The following is a 15,398-nucleotide window of genomic DNA, read 5'->3' as shown; positions in this document are numbered from 1 at the left end:
TATGTCAACAATAGATTCAAGAATTCCAGAGGGTCCAGTAGCAGAAAAGTGGACCAATTACAAGGCACACCAGAAATTGGTGAATCCTAAGAACAAGCTTCGTCTTGATGTAATCGTTGTAGGTACAGGTCTTGCAGGTGCATCAGCTGCCGCTTCTCTTGGCGAGATGGGCTTCAACGTACTGAATTTCTGTATTCAGGATTCTCCACGCCGTGCTCACTCTATCGCTGCACAGGGTGGTATCAATGCAGCAAAGAACTATCAGAACGATGGCGACTCTGTTTACCGTTTGTTCTACGATACTGTAAAGGGTGGCGACTATCGTGCTCGCGAGGCTAACGTTTACCGTTTGGCTGAGGTTTCAAACAACATCATCGACCAGTGTGTTGCTCAGGGCGTTCCATTCGCTCGCGAATACGGCGGTATGCTTGCAAACCGTTCATTCGGTGGTGCTCAGGTATCTCGTACATTCTATGCAAAGGGTCAGACAGGTCAGCAGCTTCTTCTTGGTGCATACTCAGCACTTAGCCGCATGGTCGAGGCAAAGAAGGTTAAGCTCTACACTCGCTACGAGATGGAGGACGTTGTTATTGTTGACGGTCGTGCTCGCGGTATCATTGCCAAGAACCTTATAACTGGTAAGCTTGAGCGTTTCTCTGCAAACGCAGTTGTAATTGCAACTGGTGGTTACGGAAATGCTTACTTCCTTTCAACAAATGCTATGGGATGTAACTGTACAGCAGCTGTTCAGTGCTATCGTAAGGGTGCTTACTTCGCAAACCCTTCTTATGTACAGATTCACCCAACTTGTATCCCAGTTCACGGAAACAACCAGTCAAAGCTTACTCTGATGTCAGAGTCATTGCGTAACGATGGTCGTATCTGGGTTCCTAAGAAACTTGAGGATGCTAAGAAGCTTCAGTCAGGCGAGATTCAGGGTAGTGATATTCCTGAGGCAGACCGCGACTACTACTTGGAGCGTCGTTATCCTGCATTCGGTAACCTTGTTCCACGCGATGTTGCATCACGTGCAGCTAAGGAGCGTTGCGACAAGGGCTTCGGCGTAAACAATACAGGTCTTGCAGTATTCCTCGACTTCTCTGAGTCTATCCAGCGTCTTGGTATCGACGAGATTCGTGCTCGTTACGGTAACTTGTTCGATATGTACGAGGAAATCACCGACGTTAATCCAGGCGAGCTTGCAAAGACTGTCGATGGCGTAGAGTACTACAATCCAATGATGATTTATCCTGCTATCCACTACACAATGGGTGGTATCTGGGTTGACTACGAGCTTCAGACTTCAATCAAGGGATTGTTCGCAATTGGTGAGTGTAATTTCTCTGATCATGGTGCTAACCGCCTGGGCGCCAGCGCGTTGATGCAGGGTTTGGCTGACGGTTACTTCGTATTGCCTTACACAATCCAGAACTATTTGGCAGACCAGACAATCTGGCCACGTCTTTCTACAGATCTTCCAGAATTTGCCGAGGCAGAAAAGAACGTAGACGAGGCTATCGATAAGTTGATGGCTATCAAGGGTAAACGTTCTGTTGACTCTATCCACAAGGAGCTTGGTCACATCATGTGGGAGCACGTTGGTATGGGACGTACAGCCGAGGGCTTGAAGGAAGGTCTTGAGTTGTTGAAGAAACTTCGCAAGGAGTTCGAGACAAACTTGTTCATTCCGGGCACAAAAGAGGGCTTGAACGTAGAGCTTGACAAGGCTATCCACTTGCGCGACTTCATCACAATGGGCGAACTTGTAGCATACGATGCTCTTTCTCGTAACGAGAGCTGTGGTGGTCACTTCCGTGAGGAGTACCAGACAGAAGAGGGCGAGGCTAAGCGTGACGATGAGAACTACTTCTATGTAGGTTGCTGGGAGTATCAGGGCTCTGACGAGGTTGCTCCAACACTTATAAAGGAGCCGCTTCACTATGAGGCTATCAAGGTACAGACTCGTAACTACAAGAACTAATTTAATTTGTCGAACAAACTTAAAGATTAAACAAAATGGCTAAAAATATAAGTTTTACTATAAAGTATTGGAAGCAGAATGGTCCTAAGGACAAGGGACACTTCGATACACATGAGATGAAGAACGTGCCAGACGACACTTCTTTCCTTGAAATGCTTGATATGCTTAACGAAGAGCTTATCAACGAGGGTCAGGAACCATTCGTATTCGACCACGACTGTCGCGAGGGTATCTGTGGTATGTGTTCTCTTTACATCAACGGTACTCCACACGGAAAGACTGAGCGCGGCGCTACAACTTGCCAGTTGTACATGCGTAAGTTCAACGATGGCGACGTTATTACTGTAGAGCCTTGGCGTTCAGCAGGTTTCCCTGTAATAAAGGACTGTATGGTTGACCGCTCTGCATTCGACAAGATTATTCAGGCAGGTGGTTACACTTCAGTTCGTACTGGTCAGCCACAGGATGCAAACGCTATCCTTATCCCTAAGCAGGATGCCGACGAGGCTATGGACTGCGCAACATGTATCGGCTGCGGTGCTTGCGTTGCTGCTTGTAAGAACGGTTCTGCAATGTTGTTCGTATCTTCAAAGGTTAGCCAGTTGGCTTTGTTGCCACAGGGCCGTCCTGAGGCTGCAAAGCGTGCTAAGGCAATGGTTGCGCGTATGGACGAGCTTGGCTTTGGTAACTGTACAAACACACGCGCATGTGAGGCTGTTTGTCCTAAGTGCGAGTCAATCTCTAACATCGCTCGTCTTAACCGCGAGTTCATCAAGGCTAAATTGAACGACTAAAAGTACGTCAATGTCATAAAATAGAAGGCTTTGGAGTAAAATCCAGAGCCTTTTTTTGTTTTTATCAAAATAATATTTACTTTTGCATTTGGGGGTTGTACTTTTTTTGTATGCTTTCTTGAGCACATCCGTGCAGACAAGGGCGGGAGATGTTTTTGCTATACTCCTTATTATGGTACAATCCCCTTTTTTCGTTTTCAACTTACAGGCAGTTTACGCTTGATTAAGGACGAGAGACCGAGGCGAATTCTCAGTTTTGTTCTAAGAAAAAAGATTCCTCCAAGGAACTCACAAGTGGGGGATGTTGTTAAAGATTTGCCCTATTTATCTTCGTATATATGTATCAGAGGCTTAAAATTAGATTCTTTTATTTTTTTTGTATTCCTCAATTGAACATCCGAAAGTTTCATTTAAATCAATATTTGAAATTTTACTTTTCAGCAATGCGTCTTTAACTTTTTCCGATACTATGACAAAACCTGTATCCTCAATCCCGAAAATAGGAATTGAGGCATCTTGAATTCCAAAGAAATAAGGATCATCCCTCATGGTTATCGTCTCTTCCCTGTTCCAGAAAGGATATGTTTTTAAATTGTATATGACATAATACTGCTGTTCTACACCTTCTATCTTAATAGGGTAGCATTTATCTGACATGTCGATAAATAATGATAAAACATCTATTATTCTCTGAGAATAAAAAACCTGCCAGTTTTGATAATAACCAATGAGGTCATATTCCTTTTTTCCAGCGGCAACTTTGAAACACACATCTTCAGGCAGTTTTTCTGTCTGAGTAGGATCTAAGTATTTATCCAATATATCATCTGGTGTTGCAGAAGCTATCTCTAACATACCTCTTTTGAGACGATAAGCAAGACTAAAAGATGAAATCATATTTATATGCAGTTAAAAAGTGTTTGTAATAACAAAATCCCAAGTATTAGAGATTTTGCTATTACAAAAATACGTTAATTATTTCAGAAACAATAGTAATTGGTGATAATAGAGCACGTTTTTCGCCGTTCGGCAGAAAAAACGTTAGTTTTGTAGAATGATTCAAGATGATTTTAAATTTTACAAGCCTTGCAGAATGTTGCAGCCCTTTGTACGCTTCTATTGGGCTTTCAGAAGCGATATGAGGCTGAATACGCTGTCTTTTCCCCTCGGGTGCACACAGATTATCTTCCATAGGAGAAAACCGCTCTATATCCCCGAATTTTGCGTCACGCAGGACCGGCTTACAATCAGCGGACAGGTTAACTTTTCGTCTCATCTGTGTTCCGAAGGCGATTTGGATATGATTGTCGTCGTTTTTCATCCTCATGCCATGAGCGCGTTTCTTAACGTTCCGACGTCGCTCTTCTATAACATTGAAACATCTGGCTACAATCTTGACGACCGAAGTTTGAGCGGACTTTCGGAGCGGATTTTTGATTGTAGAAGCGATGAAACCGCCATAAATCTCATCGAAAACTGGCTTCTGGCACGACTTGCCAGCTGCAAGACCGAAACGCTTCGTAAAATCGACCGGATTGATACTTCCGTGCGGCAGATTCTCGGCTTTCCGCAGACTACGGTGGGCGATTTGGCATCAGTTGCATGCCTTGGCAAGAAGCAGTTCGAGAGAGAATTCAGTTCTCTCGTCGGTATCAATCCTAAGGAATATGCGCGAATCGTCCGCTTTCAACGGGCTTTGCTATTGATGCAGAACCATTCTCGCCAAAACGTAAATCTGGCTCGGATAGCTTATGCAAGCGGATATTCAGACCAGTCGCACTTTTGCCGCGAATTCAAGCATTTCTGCGGTTGTACGCCGGCCGTTCTGCTGAAAGACACGGCATTGCACTCTGATTTGTTTGCAAGTCCCGTCTGAATGTCTCTTTTGTTCTATCCCGATTCTGATGCTATGGCTAATTTTGCTGCCTAATTCATCAAAAAAAAGAATCAGAATGAGTATGAAAGAAGTAAATCCGCAGGAAACAACCAGAGGTTGTCAGTTCGAAATCTGGAAAAACGCGCCAAACCCGATGGTGACATTCGTGAAAAGAATGGATGTGACGAATATCGTAAGGAAAAGCAGAAGGAAACATCTGAAATTCAATATGCTGCTCGACTATTGCATTGGCAAGGCGGCTCTCAGTCAGAAGGAGTTCTGGCTATTGCCCGTAGGCGATAAACTGATGGAGTTTGACAAAATTGCTATAAACACAATTGTGAAGAACCGCACGGGTGAGGTGAGTTCGTGCGATATCGAGTTTGATGGCGATTTTGAGAGATATTGCGGGGATTATATGCGATACACAGCAGAAGTGGCGGAAACATGCGCTAACCGCGATTTGTCGGACGACTGTATGGTAATTGGCACTTCAGCAATTGTTGATACAGAATTGGTTTGTGCCGGAGGTATGTATAGCGGAATATTTAATAATCCGTTTATCATGTGGGGACGCTATTCACGTCGTTTCTTTAGATTATATCTGAACATTTCGTTCCAGTTTCATCACACGCAGATGGACGGTGCGCATGCGGCACGCTTTCTCAATGCTATTCAGAACGAGATTGACGGGCTGAAAGTGAAATGTACGTCCACGTTCGGCATAAATTCATAATGCTCCTATTCTGGCAATGAGATATTTCGTTATTGCATCAATATACGTATCTCGAACCTACCATCTTGCTACCTACTTACTATCTACTTGCTACCATCTTGCTATCTCGAACCTTGAAAGTGGCTTTTTGCCGTTTTTTCTGTATGATAATTCATTGCTTTGTATATTGTTGCGAAAATGCTTATGCCAAACTTGCGTGTGGAGAGGGTATATAAAAACAAAAAGAGAAGCTCTGTGCAGCTTCTCCTTTTTGTCTTTAACCTCGTAATCCAAATTGAGTGTTAAACAAATTAAGATATCCATCACTCTGAATCTTTTCCTTTTTAGAATTACCTAATAAAACGTTGCTTTTGTTTTTGCGTTTACCTATATCTTCTTTCTTATCCAAAATCTTTTACCTTTGATCTTACCTAATTGTTACCACAATCTTTAAACCTATCTTCGCTTTACCTGTTTTATATTTTTTAGTTTCTTGGTTCTGATTTTGTTTTGTTTTCTGATGCAAATATATGGGTTAAAATATTGACAGCAAAATTTTTGGAGCGCGATTTTACGCTGTTTCCGAAGAAAGAACAATTTGTTCAATATCTGAACAATTAGTCCTATTTTCAGAGTCTGATAAGCCTGTAGTTTCCGCCGTTAAGGCATTTTGTCACACCCTTCATCTCGAGTTCAAAAAGAACCACGCTAACCTCGTGGACCGGAATATTTGTCTCGACGGCAATCTGATTTATCTGTTTGCTGTCGCAATCTTTCAGAACGTTGCAAACGGCCTGCTCGTTTTCCGAAAGTTCGATGAACAATTCTTGCTGAACCGATTTCTTCTTTGCAGGACGAGCGTTCCAGCGCATCAGTTTAACCAAGTCGTCGGCGCAGGTAATCATGTTGGCATGGTTTTCCTGAATAAGACGGTTGCAGCCAGCCGAGTTCTCGTCGGTAACCCTTCCGGGAAAGGCGCAGACATCGCGGTTGTAACTCTCGGCAATATCTGCCGTGATAAGACTGCCGCCTTTGTTCTTGCTCTCGATTATTACCGTAACGTCGGCCAGTCCGGCAACAATCCGGTTTCTTTTTACAAAGTTGAACTTGTCGGCATTCGTTCCCGACATGTATTCTGTTACCAGTCCGCCTTGGCTGAGCATCTTTATAGCCGTGGAGCGATGCGACGACGGATAAATCTGGTCGAGACCGTGAGCGAGCACTCCAATTGTGTCGAGACCGCTGTCGAGTGCATTCCTGTGTGCCTCGATGTCAATTCCGTAGGCAAGTCCGCTGATAATCTGAACATCGGGCACGGCTTCCCTCAAATCCGACACAAACCTGCGGCATAGTTCCTTTCCGTATTCGGTGCAATGGCGGGTGCCAACGATGCTTATGCTCTTGGGCGGCGTTAGGCTTGCATTTCCCTTGTAGTAGATGAGCAGGGGAGCATCGCTGCAATCCTTGAGCCTTTGCGGATAGTCCGAATCGCCGATGGAAAGGCATCTTATCCGTTTCTCGTCGGCAAACTTCAGTTCCTTTTCCGCCCGTGGCAGATAATCGTTGTGCGACGAGAGCGTTTTTATCAGAAGTTCTGATGCGTTGGGGAGATAATCCTTTATGTATTCGATGTTATTGAAAAGTTCGGTAGCCGAACCGAAAGTTTCGTAGAGAATTTTTGCATTGCTTGAGCCAAGTTTCGGTAGTAGCGTCAGCGTCATGACATTCAGTATTTCTTGGTCGTTCATAACGATAAAAAGATAAAGGTTTTATGAGTTAAATTAAAATCTATTCGCAAATATACACATTATATTTATTTTTTTCATACTTTTGCCACGAAAAATAAAAACAGAGAAATCAAAAGAATGAAAAATCTGGTAATTGTAGAGTCTCCTGCCAAGGCGAAGACTATCGAGAAGTTTCTGGGAAAAGATTACAAGGTGATGTCGAGTTACGGACATATCCGCGACCTTAAAAAGAAGGAGTTCAGTATTGACGTAGACACATTTACTCCGAATTATGAAATTCCTGAAGACAAATACAAGATAGTAGAAAGCCTGAAGGAAGAGGCTAAGAAGGCAGATACTGTGTGGCTTGCATCCGATGAGGACCGCGAGGGAGAGGCCATTTCATGGCACTTGTACGAGGTGCTCGGACTAACTCCCGAGAAGACAAAGCGCATTGTATTCCACGAAATTACAAAGCCAGCCATTCTTAAGGCTATCGAGAATCCGCGTGAGATTGACATCAACTTGGTAAAGGCACAGCAGGCACGTCGCGTGCTCGACCGCATCGTTGGCTTCAAACTGTCGCCTGTGCTTTGGCGAAAGGTAAAGCCGCAGCTTTCTGCCGGACGCGTGCAGAGCGTTGCCGTTCGTCTTATCGTTGAGCGCGAGCGCGAAATTAAGAACTACAAGGTTGAGTCGGCATTCCGCGTTGTTGCCGTGTTCCTCGTTCCCGACGGAAACAGAACCGTTGAGATGAAGGCGGAACTTTCAACCCGATTCAAAACCCAAAAGGAAGCCGAAGACTTCCTGAAGGAATGTGAGGCGGCAGAATACACCGTAAGCGACATCGTAACAAAACCGCTGAAGAAATATCCGGCTGCACCTTTCACTACATCAACATTGCAGCAGGAGGCAGCGCGCAAACTCGGTTTCTCAGTATCGCAGACGATGAGCGTTGCACAGAAGTTGTACGAATCGGGACTTATAACATACATGCGAACCGACTCGGTAAACCTCTCGGCTCTGTGTATAAATGCCTGCAAGCAGGTTATCTCTGAAAAGATGGGCGAGAAGTATCTTCACTCTCGCCAGTTTACAACCAAGATTAAGGGCGCGCAGGAGGCTCACGAGGCTATCCGCCCAACATATATGGAGAATAACGCCATCGACGGCAATTCTCAGGAAAAACGCCTGTACGACCTGATTTGGAAGCGTACTCTCGCATCGCAGATGGCTGAGGCCGAGATGGAAAAGACAACCGTTACGATTAAAATCTCTAACCGTGCTGAGACATTCGTTGCCAACGGCGAGGTTCTTGTCTTCGACGGTTTCCTGAAGGTTTACCGCGAGTCGAGCGATGAGGACGCAAGCGAGGACGAGAGCACAAGCCTTCTTCCGCCGCTTAGCAAGGGCGAAGACCTTAAGCGCAAGGAAATCGTGGCTATGGAGCGTTTCACTCAGCATCCGCCACGCTATACCGAGGCAAGCCTCGTTCACAAGATGGAGGAACTTGGCATCGGCCGTCCGTCAACATATGCTCCTACAATCTCAACAATCCAGCAGAGAGAGTATGTAGAGAAGGCTGACCAGCAGGGAACTCCGCGCGATTATGCCGTCCTCACACTCAACGAGAAGGGCATCACATCCGAAACAAAACAGGAAAATACTGGATACGAGAAGGCAAAGCTCGTTCCGACAGATATAGGAACGGTTGTAAACGACTTCCTTTCTGAGCATTTTACATCAATCCTTGATTACAACTTTACGGCAAATGTAGAGAAGGATTTCGATGAGGTGGCAGAGGGAAGCATTGAATGGACCGACCTTATGCGCCGATTCTACGGCGATTTTGAACCGATGGTAGAGAAGGCTTCGCATCTTCAGAGCGAGCACAAGGTTGGCGAGCATGAACTTGGCATCGACCCAGCCAGCGGCAAGCCTGTATTCGTCAAAATCGGCCGCTTTGGCCCTGTCGTTCAGATTGGTACGGCTGAGGACGAGGAGAAGCCTCGCTTTGCCCAGATGAAGCCGGGACAGAGAATGGACACAATCACTCTCGAAGAGGCTCTCGACCTGTTCAAACTGCCGCGAATCCTTGGCGAGTTTGAGGGCAAGACTGTAAAGGTCGGCACAGGCCGATTCGGACCATACGTTTATCACAACGGCGTGTATGTGTCTGTTCCGAAGGATTTCAACCCGATGACATTGGCTCTGCATACAGCCATCGACCTTATCGAGGCTAAGCGCAAGGCCGAGGCTGAGAAGCACATCAAGAGTTTCGACGAAGAGCCGAAACTCGAGATTCTGAATGGCCGATTCGGACCGTATATCGCCTACGACGGCACAAACTATCGTCTGCCAAAGACGGTTGAGAAGCCTGCTGAACTGACTCTTGAGCAATGTATGGAGATTATCAAGGCTCAGCCTGCATCGGGAGCCAAGAAGACAAGAACGACAGCCCGAAAGACAACAACACGCAAGACGGCTGCTAAGAAATAAGTCCATGAAGAGAGTAATATTCGTAGGCTACATGGGGGCTGGCAAGACAACAATAGGCAAAGCCCTGTCTGACCAACTGAAGATGACATTCTTCGACCTCGACTGGTATATCGAAGACCGCTTTCATCGCAAGATAACCGAGATTTTTGCCGAGAAAGGCGAGAGCGGATTCCGCGAGATTGAGCGAAACATGCTTCACGAGGTTGCCGAATTCGAGAATGTAATAATCTCGTCGGGCGGCGGAACGCCATGTTTCTTCGACAACATGGAATACATGAACCAGCAGGCGATGACGGTCTATCTCAAGGCAAGTCCCGAGGTTTTGTGCCATCATCTTGAATACGGAAAAAGCAAGCGTCCGCTGCTAAAGGACAAGACCGAAGAAGAGATGCTCTCGTTCATAACCGAGTCGCTCAAAGTGCGCGAGCCGTTCTATAGCAAGGCAAAACATATATTCAACGTCGATCCGCTCGACACTATAGCCGACGTAAAACTGTCGGTTGGTAAAATTGTCGATTTGCTCGGTTTGTAGGTCGGCACAATTGCATGAACTGAAACTATATTATTTACAATTTTTATTTGACACAGAAAAATGAGAAAATGGCGTGTTGAGGATTCTTCTGAACTCTACAACATTTGTGGTTGGGGTGTGAATTATTTCAACATCAATGAGAAAGGTCACATGGTGGTTACTCCGCGTAAGGATGGAGTTGAGGTAGACCTTAAGGAACTGATGGACGAGCTGTCGCTGCGCGATGTGTCGGCTCCAGTGCTCGTACGATTCCCCGACATCCTTGATAATCGTATCGAGAAGACTGCAAACTGTTTTGCCAAGGCTGCAAAGGAGTACAACTACAATGCAGAGAACTTCATCATCTACCCAATCAAGGTAAACCAGATGCGCCCTGTTGTTGAGGAGATTATCGGACACGGCAAAAAATATAACCTCGGTCTTGAGGCAGGCTCAAAGCCTGAACTTCATGCCGTTATCTCCGTAAACATGGACAGCGACTCGCTGATTGTGTGCAACGGATACAAAGACCAGAGCTACATCGAACTCGCCATTCTGGCGCAGAAGATGGGAAAGCGCATCTTCATAGTGGTTGAGAAGATGAACGAACTCGAACTTATTGCGCAGGCTGCCAAGAAGTTCGATGTGCGCCCGAATATTGGAATACGCATTAAACTGGCTTCTTCGGGAAGCGGCAAGTGGGAAGAGAGCGGCGGCGATGCCAGCAAGTTCGGACTTACCTCGAGCGAGGTTCTGAAGGCTCTTGAGATTCTTCAGGAGAAAGGACTTCAGGATTGCCTGAAACTCATTCATTTCCACATCGGAAGCCAGATTACAAAGATTCGCAGAATACAGACTGCCCTTCGCGAGGCTTCGAACTTCTATGTTCAGCTCCGCAAGATGGGCTATGGCGTGGATTTCGTTGACTGCGGCGGCGGCTTGGGTGTTGATTACGACGGAACACGCTCTTCTAACAGCGAAAGTTCGGTAAACTACTCAATTCAGGAGTATGTAAACGACTGCGTCTACACGTTTGTCGAGGCGGCTGACAAAAACGGCGTTCCTCATCCAAACCTTATCACCGAGGGCGGACGCTCGCTTGCCGCTCATCATTCGGTACTGATAATGGAGGTGCTCGAAACGGCTTCTCTGCCTGAGATGCCAGAGGAATACGAGGCTAATCCAGAGGCTCACAAACTTGTGCGCGATATTTACGACATCTGGTGCCATCTGAGCACTCGCACGATGCTCGAGGATTGGCACGATGTTCAGCAGATTCGCGAGGAGGCACTCGACCTGTTTGCTCACGGCTTGGTTGATTTGAAGACACGTTCGGACATCGAGCAGATGTACTGGAGCGTCTGCCACGAGATTAACTCGTTGGCACAGAGCCAGAAACACATTCCAGACGAGTTGCGAAAGATTGACAAACTGCTTGCTGACAAGTATTTCTGCAACTTCTCGCTGTTCCAGTCGTTGCCTGATTCGTGGGCGATAGACCAACTCTTCCCAATCGTTCCTATCCAGCGATTGGACGAAAAACCAACGCGCAACGCCACTATTCAGGATATAACTTGCGACAGCGACGGTAAAATAGCCAATTTCGTAACATCAAACTATAATTCGCACACTCTGCCTGTGCATCCTCTAAAGAAGGGCGAGCCTTACTATCTCGGTGTGTTCCTCGTCGGAGCATATCAGGAGATTTTGGGCGACTTGCACAACTTGTTCGGCGACACCAATGCCGTCCACGTTTCTGTTGATAAGGACGGATACAAGATAAATCAGATTATCGACGGCGAAACCGTAGACGAAGTGCTCGACTACGTTCAGTATAACACAAAGAAGATGGTTCGCACACTCGAGACTTGGGTTACAAAGGCTGTAAAAGACGGCAAAATCTCGCTCGAGCAGGGCAGAGAGTTCTTGAACAACTATCGTTCGGGACTTTATGGTTACACTTATTTGGAAAAATAAAGGATGGAAAAGTTAACAGTCATAAAGGTCGGCGGAAAAATCGTCGAGGAGGAAGAAAGCCTACAGCAACTTCTGAAGGATTTTTCGGCAATCGAAGGATATAAAGTCTTGGTTCACGGCGGAGGCCGCTCGGCAACAAAGATTGCCGCACAACTCGGCATAGAGAGCCAGATGGTAAACGGACGCAGAATAACCGATGCCGAGATGCTTAAAGTCGTTACGATGGTTTACGGCGGATTGGTGAACAAGAATATCGTGGCAAAACTTCAGGCATGCGGCGTAAATGCCTTGGGACTCACCGGAGCTGACATGAACGCCATCAGAAGTCACAAACGTCCTGTGAAAGACGTTGATTACGGCTTCGTGGGCGATGTTGATGAGGCTAACGGAAAGATGCTATCAACTCTCATTCAACAGGGAATCGTTCCGGTGATGGCACCGCTTACACACGACGGCAACGGCAATCTGCTAAACACAAATGCCGATACCATCGCAGGCGAAACGGCAAAAGCCCTGTCTAAGTTCTTCGACGTAACCTTGGTTTATTGTTTCGAGAAAAAAGGCGTTCTTCGCGATGCCAACGACGATGACAGCGTTATTCCGCATATTACAGAGCCCGAATTCAAGCAACTCGTTGAGCAGGGAATCGTTGAAGGCGGAATGATTCCGAAACTCGAAAATGCTTTCAATGCCATTCATAGCGGCGTGAAAAAGGTGAATATAACCCTCTCTACAGCCATCGACGGAAAGCACGGAACCATAATCGAATAAAAAAATATGAAAAAATATTGCGGACGGGTGTAACTTCTGTTATTCCCGTCCGTCTTGCATATAGGGACGATGAAAAATGAGATAAGTTTCAAGAACGATGTGCTGCCACTGAAGAACAAACTTTACAGGTTGGCACTCCGAATCACGATGGACACTGGTGAGGCGGAAGATGTGGTACAGGACACTCTCATAAGGGTTTGGAACAAACGCGATGAATGGGACGAACTCGAATCGATTGAGGCTTATTGCATGACCATCTGTAAAAACCTGTCTCTCGACAGACACGAGAAGAAAGATGCCCAGAACATTCAGTTGGACGAAGCACTTCATGATTCTGCCGAGATAAGCGACAATCCCGAGTCGAGCCTCGAACTGAAGGATAGGGTTGAGCTGGTTCACAGACTCATAAACAGTCTGCCGGACAAACAGAAAATAGCCATCCAACTAAGAGAAATCGAGGGAAAGAATTACAAGGATATCGCCGACATAATGGGCATAACCGAAGAAGATGTAAAAGTGTCGATCTTCAGAGGACGCCAGAAAATAAAACAAAAATTTTTAGAATTCGAGAATTATGGACTATAAATACATACATCAACTTTTGGAGCGCTATTGGAAGTGCGAGACAACAATTGAGGAGGAGCAGATTCTGCGCACGTTCTTCAGTCAGGGAGAAGTGCCTGTTGAGCTGCTGCCTTACCGTTCGCTTTTCGTCTACGAGAAGGAGCAGCGCGACCTGCAGCTCGGAGTTGATTTTGACGAGCGCGTTATGGCCGAGATTAACAAGACAACAGTCAAGGCACGCAAGGTATCGTTTGCCAGCAGCATGAAGCCATTCTACAAGGCGGTGGCTGTGGTAGCGGTGTTCCTCACGCTCGGCATTGCGGCAGAGAAGGCTATCGATAAGAACAATGCCGAGAACGATTACAGCAGCGTTGTAGACAAGGCTGGATATGCACGCCAGAGCCATATCGTAAACGAAGAGCCATCGTCGCTGATGATGGTTTCGGAAGGTCTCAACAAAACAATTGACGGAGATTCTGTTACTTCGGTAAACGTCGAGAAAAACGGGGTGAAGGAGTAACACAACCAGAAGATATTTCTATTTGCTTTTTAAATATATAGTGCTTAATAAAACAATCTTTTTTCGGAAGCTGTGAAGCTTCGAACTCTCTCTCAAATTTTCATAACAAAAATTACTACAAGTAGTAAGCTCTTTCTAACAGAAGGAGCTTACTTTTATTTAGAACCAACATGAACGAATATAGTTTCATCGACGATGAATTGGGCGTTATTTCGGTCTGCCCTAATCCGAAGGCGAGATATCGCATCGTTATGCGTGCGGTCGACGGCGGAATTAGGGTTACTTGTCCGCTTCGTACAACGCGGAGAGATGTGCTGAATGCCATCGACAAGTCGCGCAGTTCCTTGCTGAAGCTGAAGAACCGGAAAACGCGCGAAACCGTCATCGATGCATCTTTCGGCATACAGACAGACTGTTTTTCGCTGCGTTTCGAGCCGATAAAGTCTGAAAGCTACCAAATTCGCGTTAAAATGGGCGAGGCGGTACTCTTCTACCCGCAGGGCGAAACATTCGCTCCAGAGCGCCAGAAATGGCTCAGAGAGGCAATAATGAATGTGGTTAGGGCTGAGGCTAAGCTGTTTCTGCCAAAAATGCTGCACGAATTGGCCGAAAAGCACGGTTTCATCTATTCGGGCGTGACGATAAAGGCTAACCGAAGCAATTGGGGGAGTTGTTCGGCAAAGAGGCACATAAATCTGTCGCTCTATCTGATGCTTCTGCCCAAGCATCTCATCGAGTACGTTCTTCTGCACGAACTGTGCCACACGGTCGAGATGAACCACGGAGCACGTTTCTGGGCTTTGCTCGACAAGTGCATTGGAGGAAACAGCAAAGCCGTACGAAACGAGCTTAAATCGTTCCATACGGCTTTGTAGCGTGATGTTCTTAGTTTGTATCTTTTCGCTAAATAAAACGATAAGCAGATATGGCTTGTGTGTGGCTTGTTTCTCCGTTTCTTCTCCGTACCTTCCCCGTTGCTACTCCGAAGCTACCCCGAAGCTACCCCGTTCCTACCACAAATCTACTCCTAACCCTCCGGCTTACTTTCCCGAACCTTGCCCGTACCCTGAAGCAACCTTGAATGTTGCTTCTCTGGCTCTTTCCTGCATAACGGTTAGGATGTTTTGCATATTGTTATTTGGGCTTTTGTGGTGAAAACAATGGTAATAAAAAAAGGAGGGTGTGTCAAAATAGGCACATCCTCTTATTTGTTTTTTTACAGGCACGGCGTGGAAAGATTCTTTCTATGCCGCTTTTTTGATGTAAAATCTGTCACAAGCACCCACGAAGCCGCATTTTGCGTTATATAGTCGGTATATTGGTATAAAAACAGCCTTTGAGAGACCGTTCTGTGCCTGTTTTCTCATCACGGCAGCCATTTTCTTGATGTCAAAGGCAATGGCGAAGAAGGCAAAGTCCATGGTGACCTTGCCCTTGCCGAAGTGACGGAAGCGCTTGTACTG

At 46.1% G+C, this 15,398-nt stretch carries 13 protein-coding genes and 1 pseudogene; 11 read left to right on the top strand and 3 right to left on the bottom strand.

Annotated elements, in window-relative coordinates:
* The first annotated feature begins 1 nt into the window (after window position 1).
* Together T538_RS0110940 and T538_RS0110935 are read left to right on the top strand one after the other, a co-directional pair.
* Window positions 2-1,981 carry a fumarate reductase/succinate dehydrogenase flavoprotein subunit gene (locus tag T538_RS0110940; protein WP_031533817.1) on the top strand — a complete coding sequence of 660 codons (1,980 nt, stop codon included), beginning with the start codon at window positions 2-4 and terminating at the stop codon, window positions 1,979-1,981.
* A gap of 35 nt (window positions 1,982-2,016) precedes the next feature.
* Window positions 2,017-2,775 (top strand): succinate dehydrogenase/fumarate reductase iron-sulfur subunit, encoded by a 759-nt coding sequence (locus T538_RS0110935; protein ID WP_031533816.1) that lies wholly within the window; start codon window positions 2,017-2,019, stop codon window positions 2,773-2,775.
* Window positions 2,776-3,132: 357 nt separating this feature from the next.
* Here the strand turns inward: T538_RS0110935 and T538_RS0110930 are convergent, their stop codons facing one another.
* Window positions 3,133-3,630 carry a hypothetical protein gene (locus T538_RS0110930; protein ID WP_155993132.1) on the bottom strand — a complete coding sequence of 166 codons (498 nt, stop codon included), beginning with the start codon at window positions 3,628-3,630 and terminating at the stop codon, window positions 3,133-3,135.
* A 199-nt stretch (window positions 3,631-3,829) separates the two neighbouring features.
* On the opposite strand from T538_RS0110930, the gene T538_RS0110925 reads away from it, so the two are divergent.
* Together T538_RS0110925 and T538_RS0110920 are read left to right on the top strand one after the other, a co-directional pair.
* Window positions 3,830-4,651: a helix-turn-helix domain-containing protein gene (locus T538_RS0110925; RefSeq protein ID WP_031533814.1), complete on the top strand. Its 822-nt coding sequence runs from the start codon at window positions 3,830-3,832 to the stop codon at window positions 4,649-4,651.
* An 82-nt stretch (window positions 4,652-4,733) separates the two neighbouring features.
* Window positions 4,734-5,387 (top strand): CatA-like O-acetyltransferase, family 2, encoded by a 654-nt coding sequence (locus tag T538_RS0110920; protein WP_031533813.1) that lies wholly within the window; start codon window positions 4,734-4,736, stop codon window positions 5,385-5,387.
* 608 nt (window positions 5,388-5,995) lie between these two features.
* Here the strand turns inward: T538_RS0110920 and dprA are convergent.
* Window positions 5,996-7,114 carry a DNA-processing protein DprA gene (dprA, locus tag T538_RS0110905; protein WP_031533811.1) on the bottom strand — a complete coding sequence of 373 codons (1,119 nt, stop codon included), beginning with the start codon at window positions 7,112-7,114 and terminating at the stop codon, window positions 5,996-5,998.
* Between the two features lie 117 nt (window positions 7,115-7,231).
* Between dprA and topA the strand changes: the two genes are divergently transcribed.
* The 7 genes from topA (at window position 7,232) to T538_RS0110870 (ending at window position 14,810) form a co-directional block, all read left to right on the top strand.
* Window positions 7,232-9,592 carry a type I DNA topoisomerase gene (gene topA / locus T538_RS0110900; RefSeq protein ID WP_031533810.1) on the top strand — a complete coding sequence of 787 codons (2,361 nt, stop codon included), beginning with the start codon at window positions 7,232-7,234 and terminating at the stop codon, window positions 9,590-9,592.
* A gap of 4 nt (window positions 9,593-9,596) precedes the next feature.
* The gene (locus T538_RS0110895; RefSeq protein WP_031533809.1) at window positions 9,597-10,124 is read left to right on the top strand and encodes a shikimate kinase; all 528 of its coding nucleotides are present in this window, start codon (window positions 9,597-9,599) and stop codon (window positions 10,122-10,124) included.
* Between the two features lie 60 nt (window positions 10,125-10,184).
* Window positions 10,185-12,080: a biosynthetic arginine decarboxylase gene (gene speA, locus T538_RS0110890; protein ID WP_031533808.1), complete on the top strand. Its 1,896-nt coding sequence runs from the start codon at window positions 10,185-10,187 to the stop codon at window positions 12,078-12,080.
* A gap of 3 nt (window positions 12,081-12,083) precedes the next feature.
* A complete protein-coding gene (argB, locus tag T538_RS0110885; RefSeq protein WP_031533807.1) occupies window positions 12,084-12,851 on the top strand; it encodes an acetylglutamate kinase in 768 nt (255 codons plus the stop codon).
* A 69-nt stretch (window positions 12,852-12,920) separates the two neighbouring features.
* Complete coding sequence (locus T538_RS0110880; RefSeq protein WP_031533806.1) at window positions 12,921-13,436, top strand: RNA polymerase sigma factor; 516 nt, start codon at window positions 12,921-12,923, stop codon at window positions 13,434-13,436.
* Entirely contained in the window at window positions 13,426-13,935 is a 510-nt protein-coding gene (locus T538_RS0110875; RefSeq protein WP_031533805.1) for a hypothetical protein, read from the top strand. Before T538_RS0110880 ends, T538_RS0110875 begins: the two co-directional genes overlap by 11 nt.
* A 170-nt stretch (window positions 13,936-14,105) precedes the next feature.
* On the top strand, window positions 14,106-14,810 hold the full coding sequence (locus T538_RS0110870) for a M48 family metallopeptidase (RefSeq protein WP_031533803.1): 705 nt from the start codon (window positions 14,106-14,108) through the stop codon (window positions 14,808-14,810).
* A gap of 369 nt (window positions 14,811-15,179) precedes the next feature.
* Here T538_RS0110870 and T538_RS18425 read toward each other — a convergent pair.
* Window positions 15,180-15,398, bottom strand: a pseudogene (locus T538_RS18425) (IS5/IS1182 family transposase); the annotation flags it as partial.

Origin of the sequence: Bacteroides sp. Ga6A2 (assembly GCF_000702225.1) — a bacterium.
In the GTDB taxonomy this organism is placed as follows: Bacteria; Bacteroidota; Bacteroidia; order Bacteroidales; family Bacteroidaceae; genus Ga6A1.
Note: the sequence above shows the minus strand (reverse complement) of the source record. Positions and strands in the feature narration are given on the sequence as shown.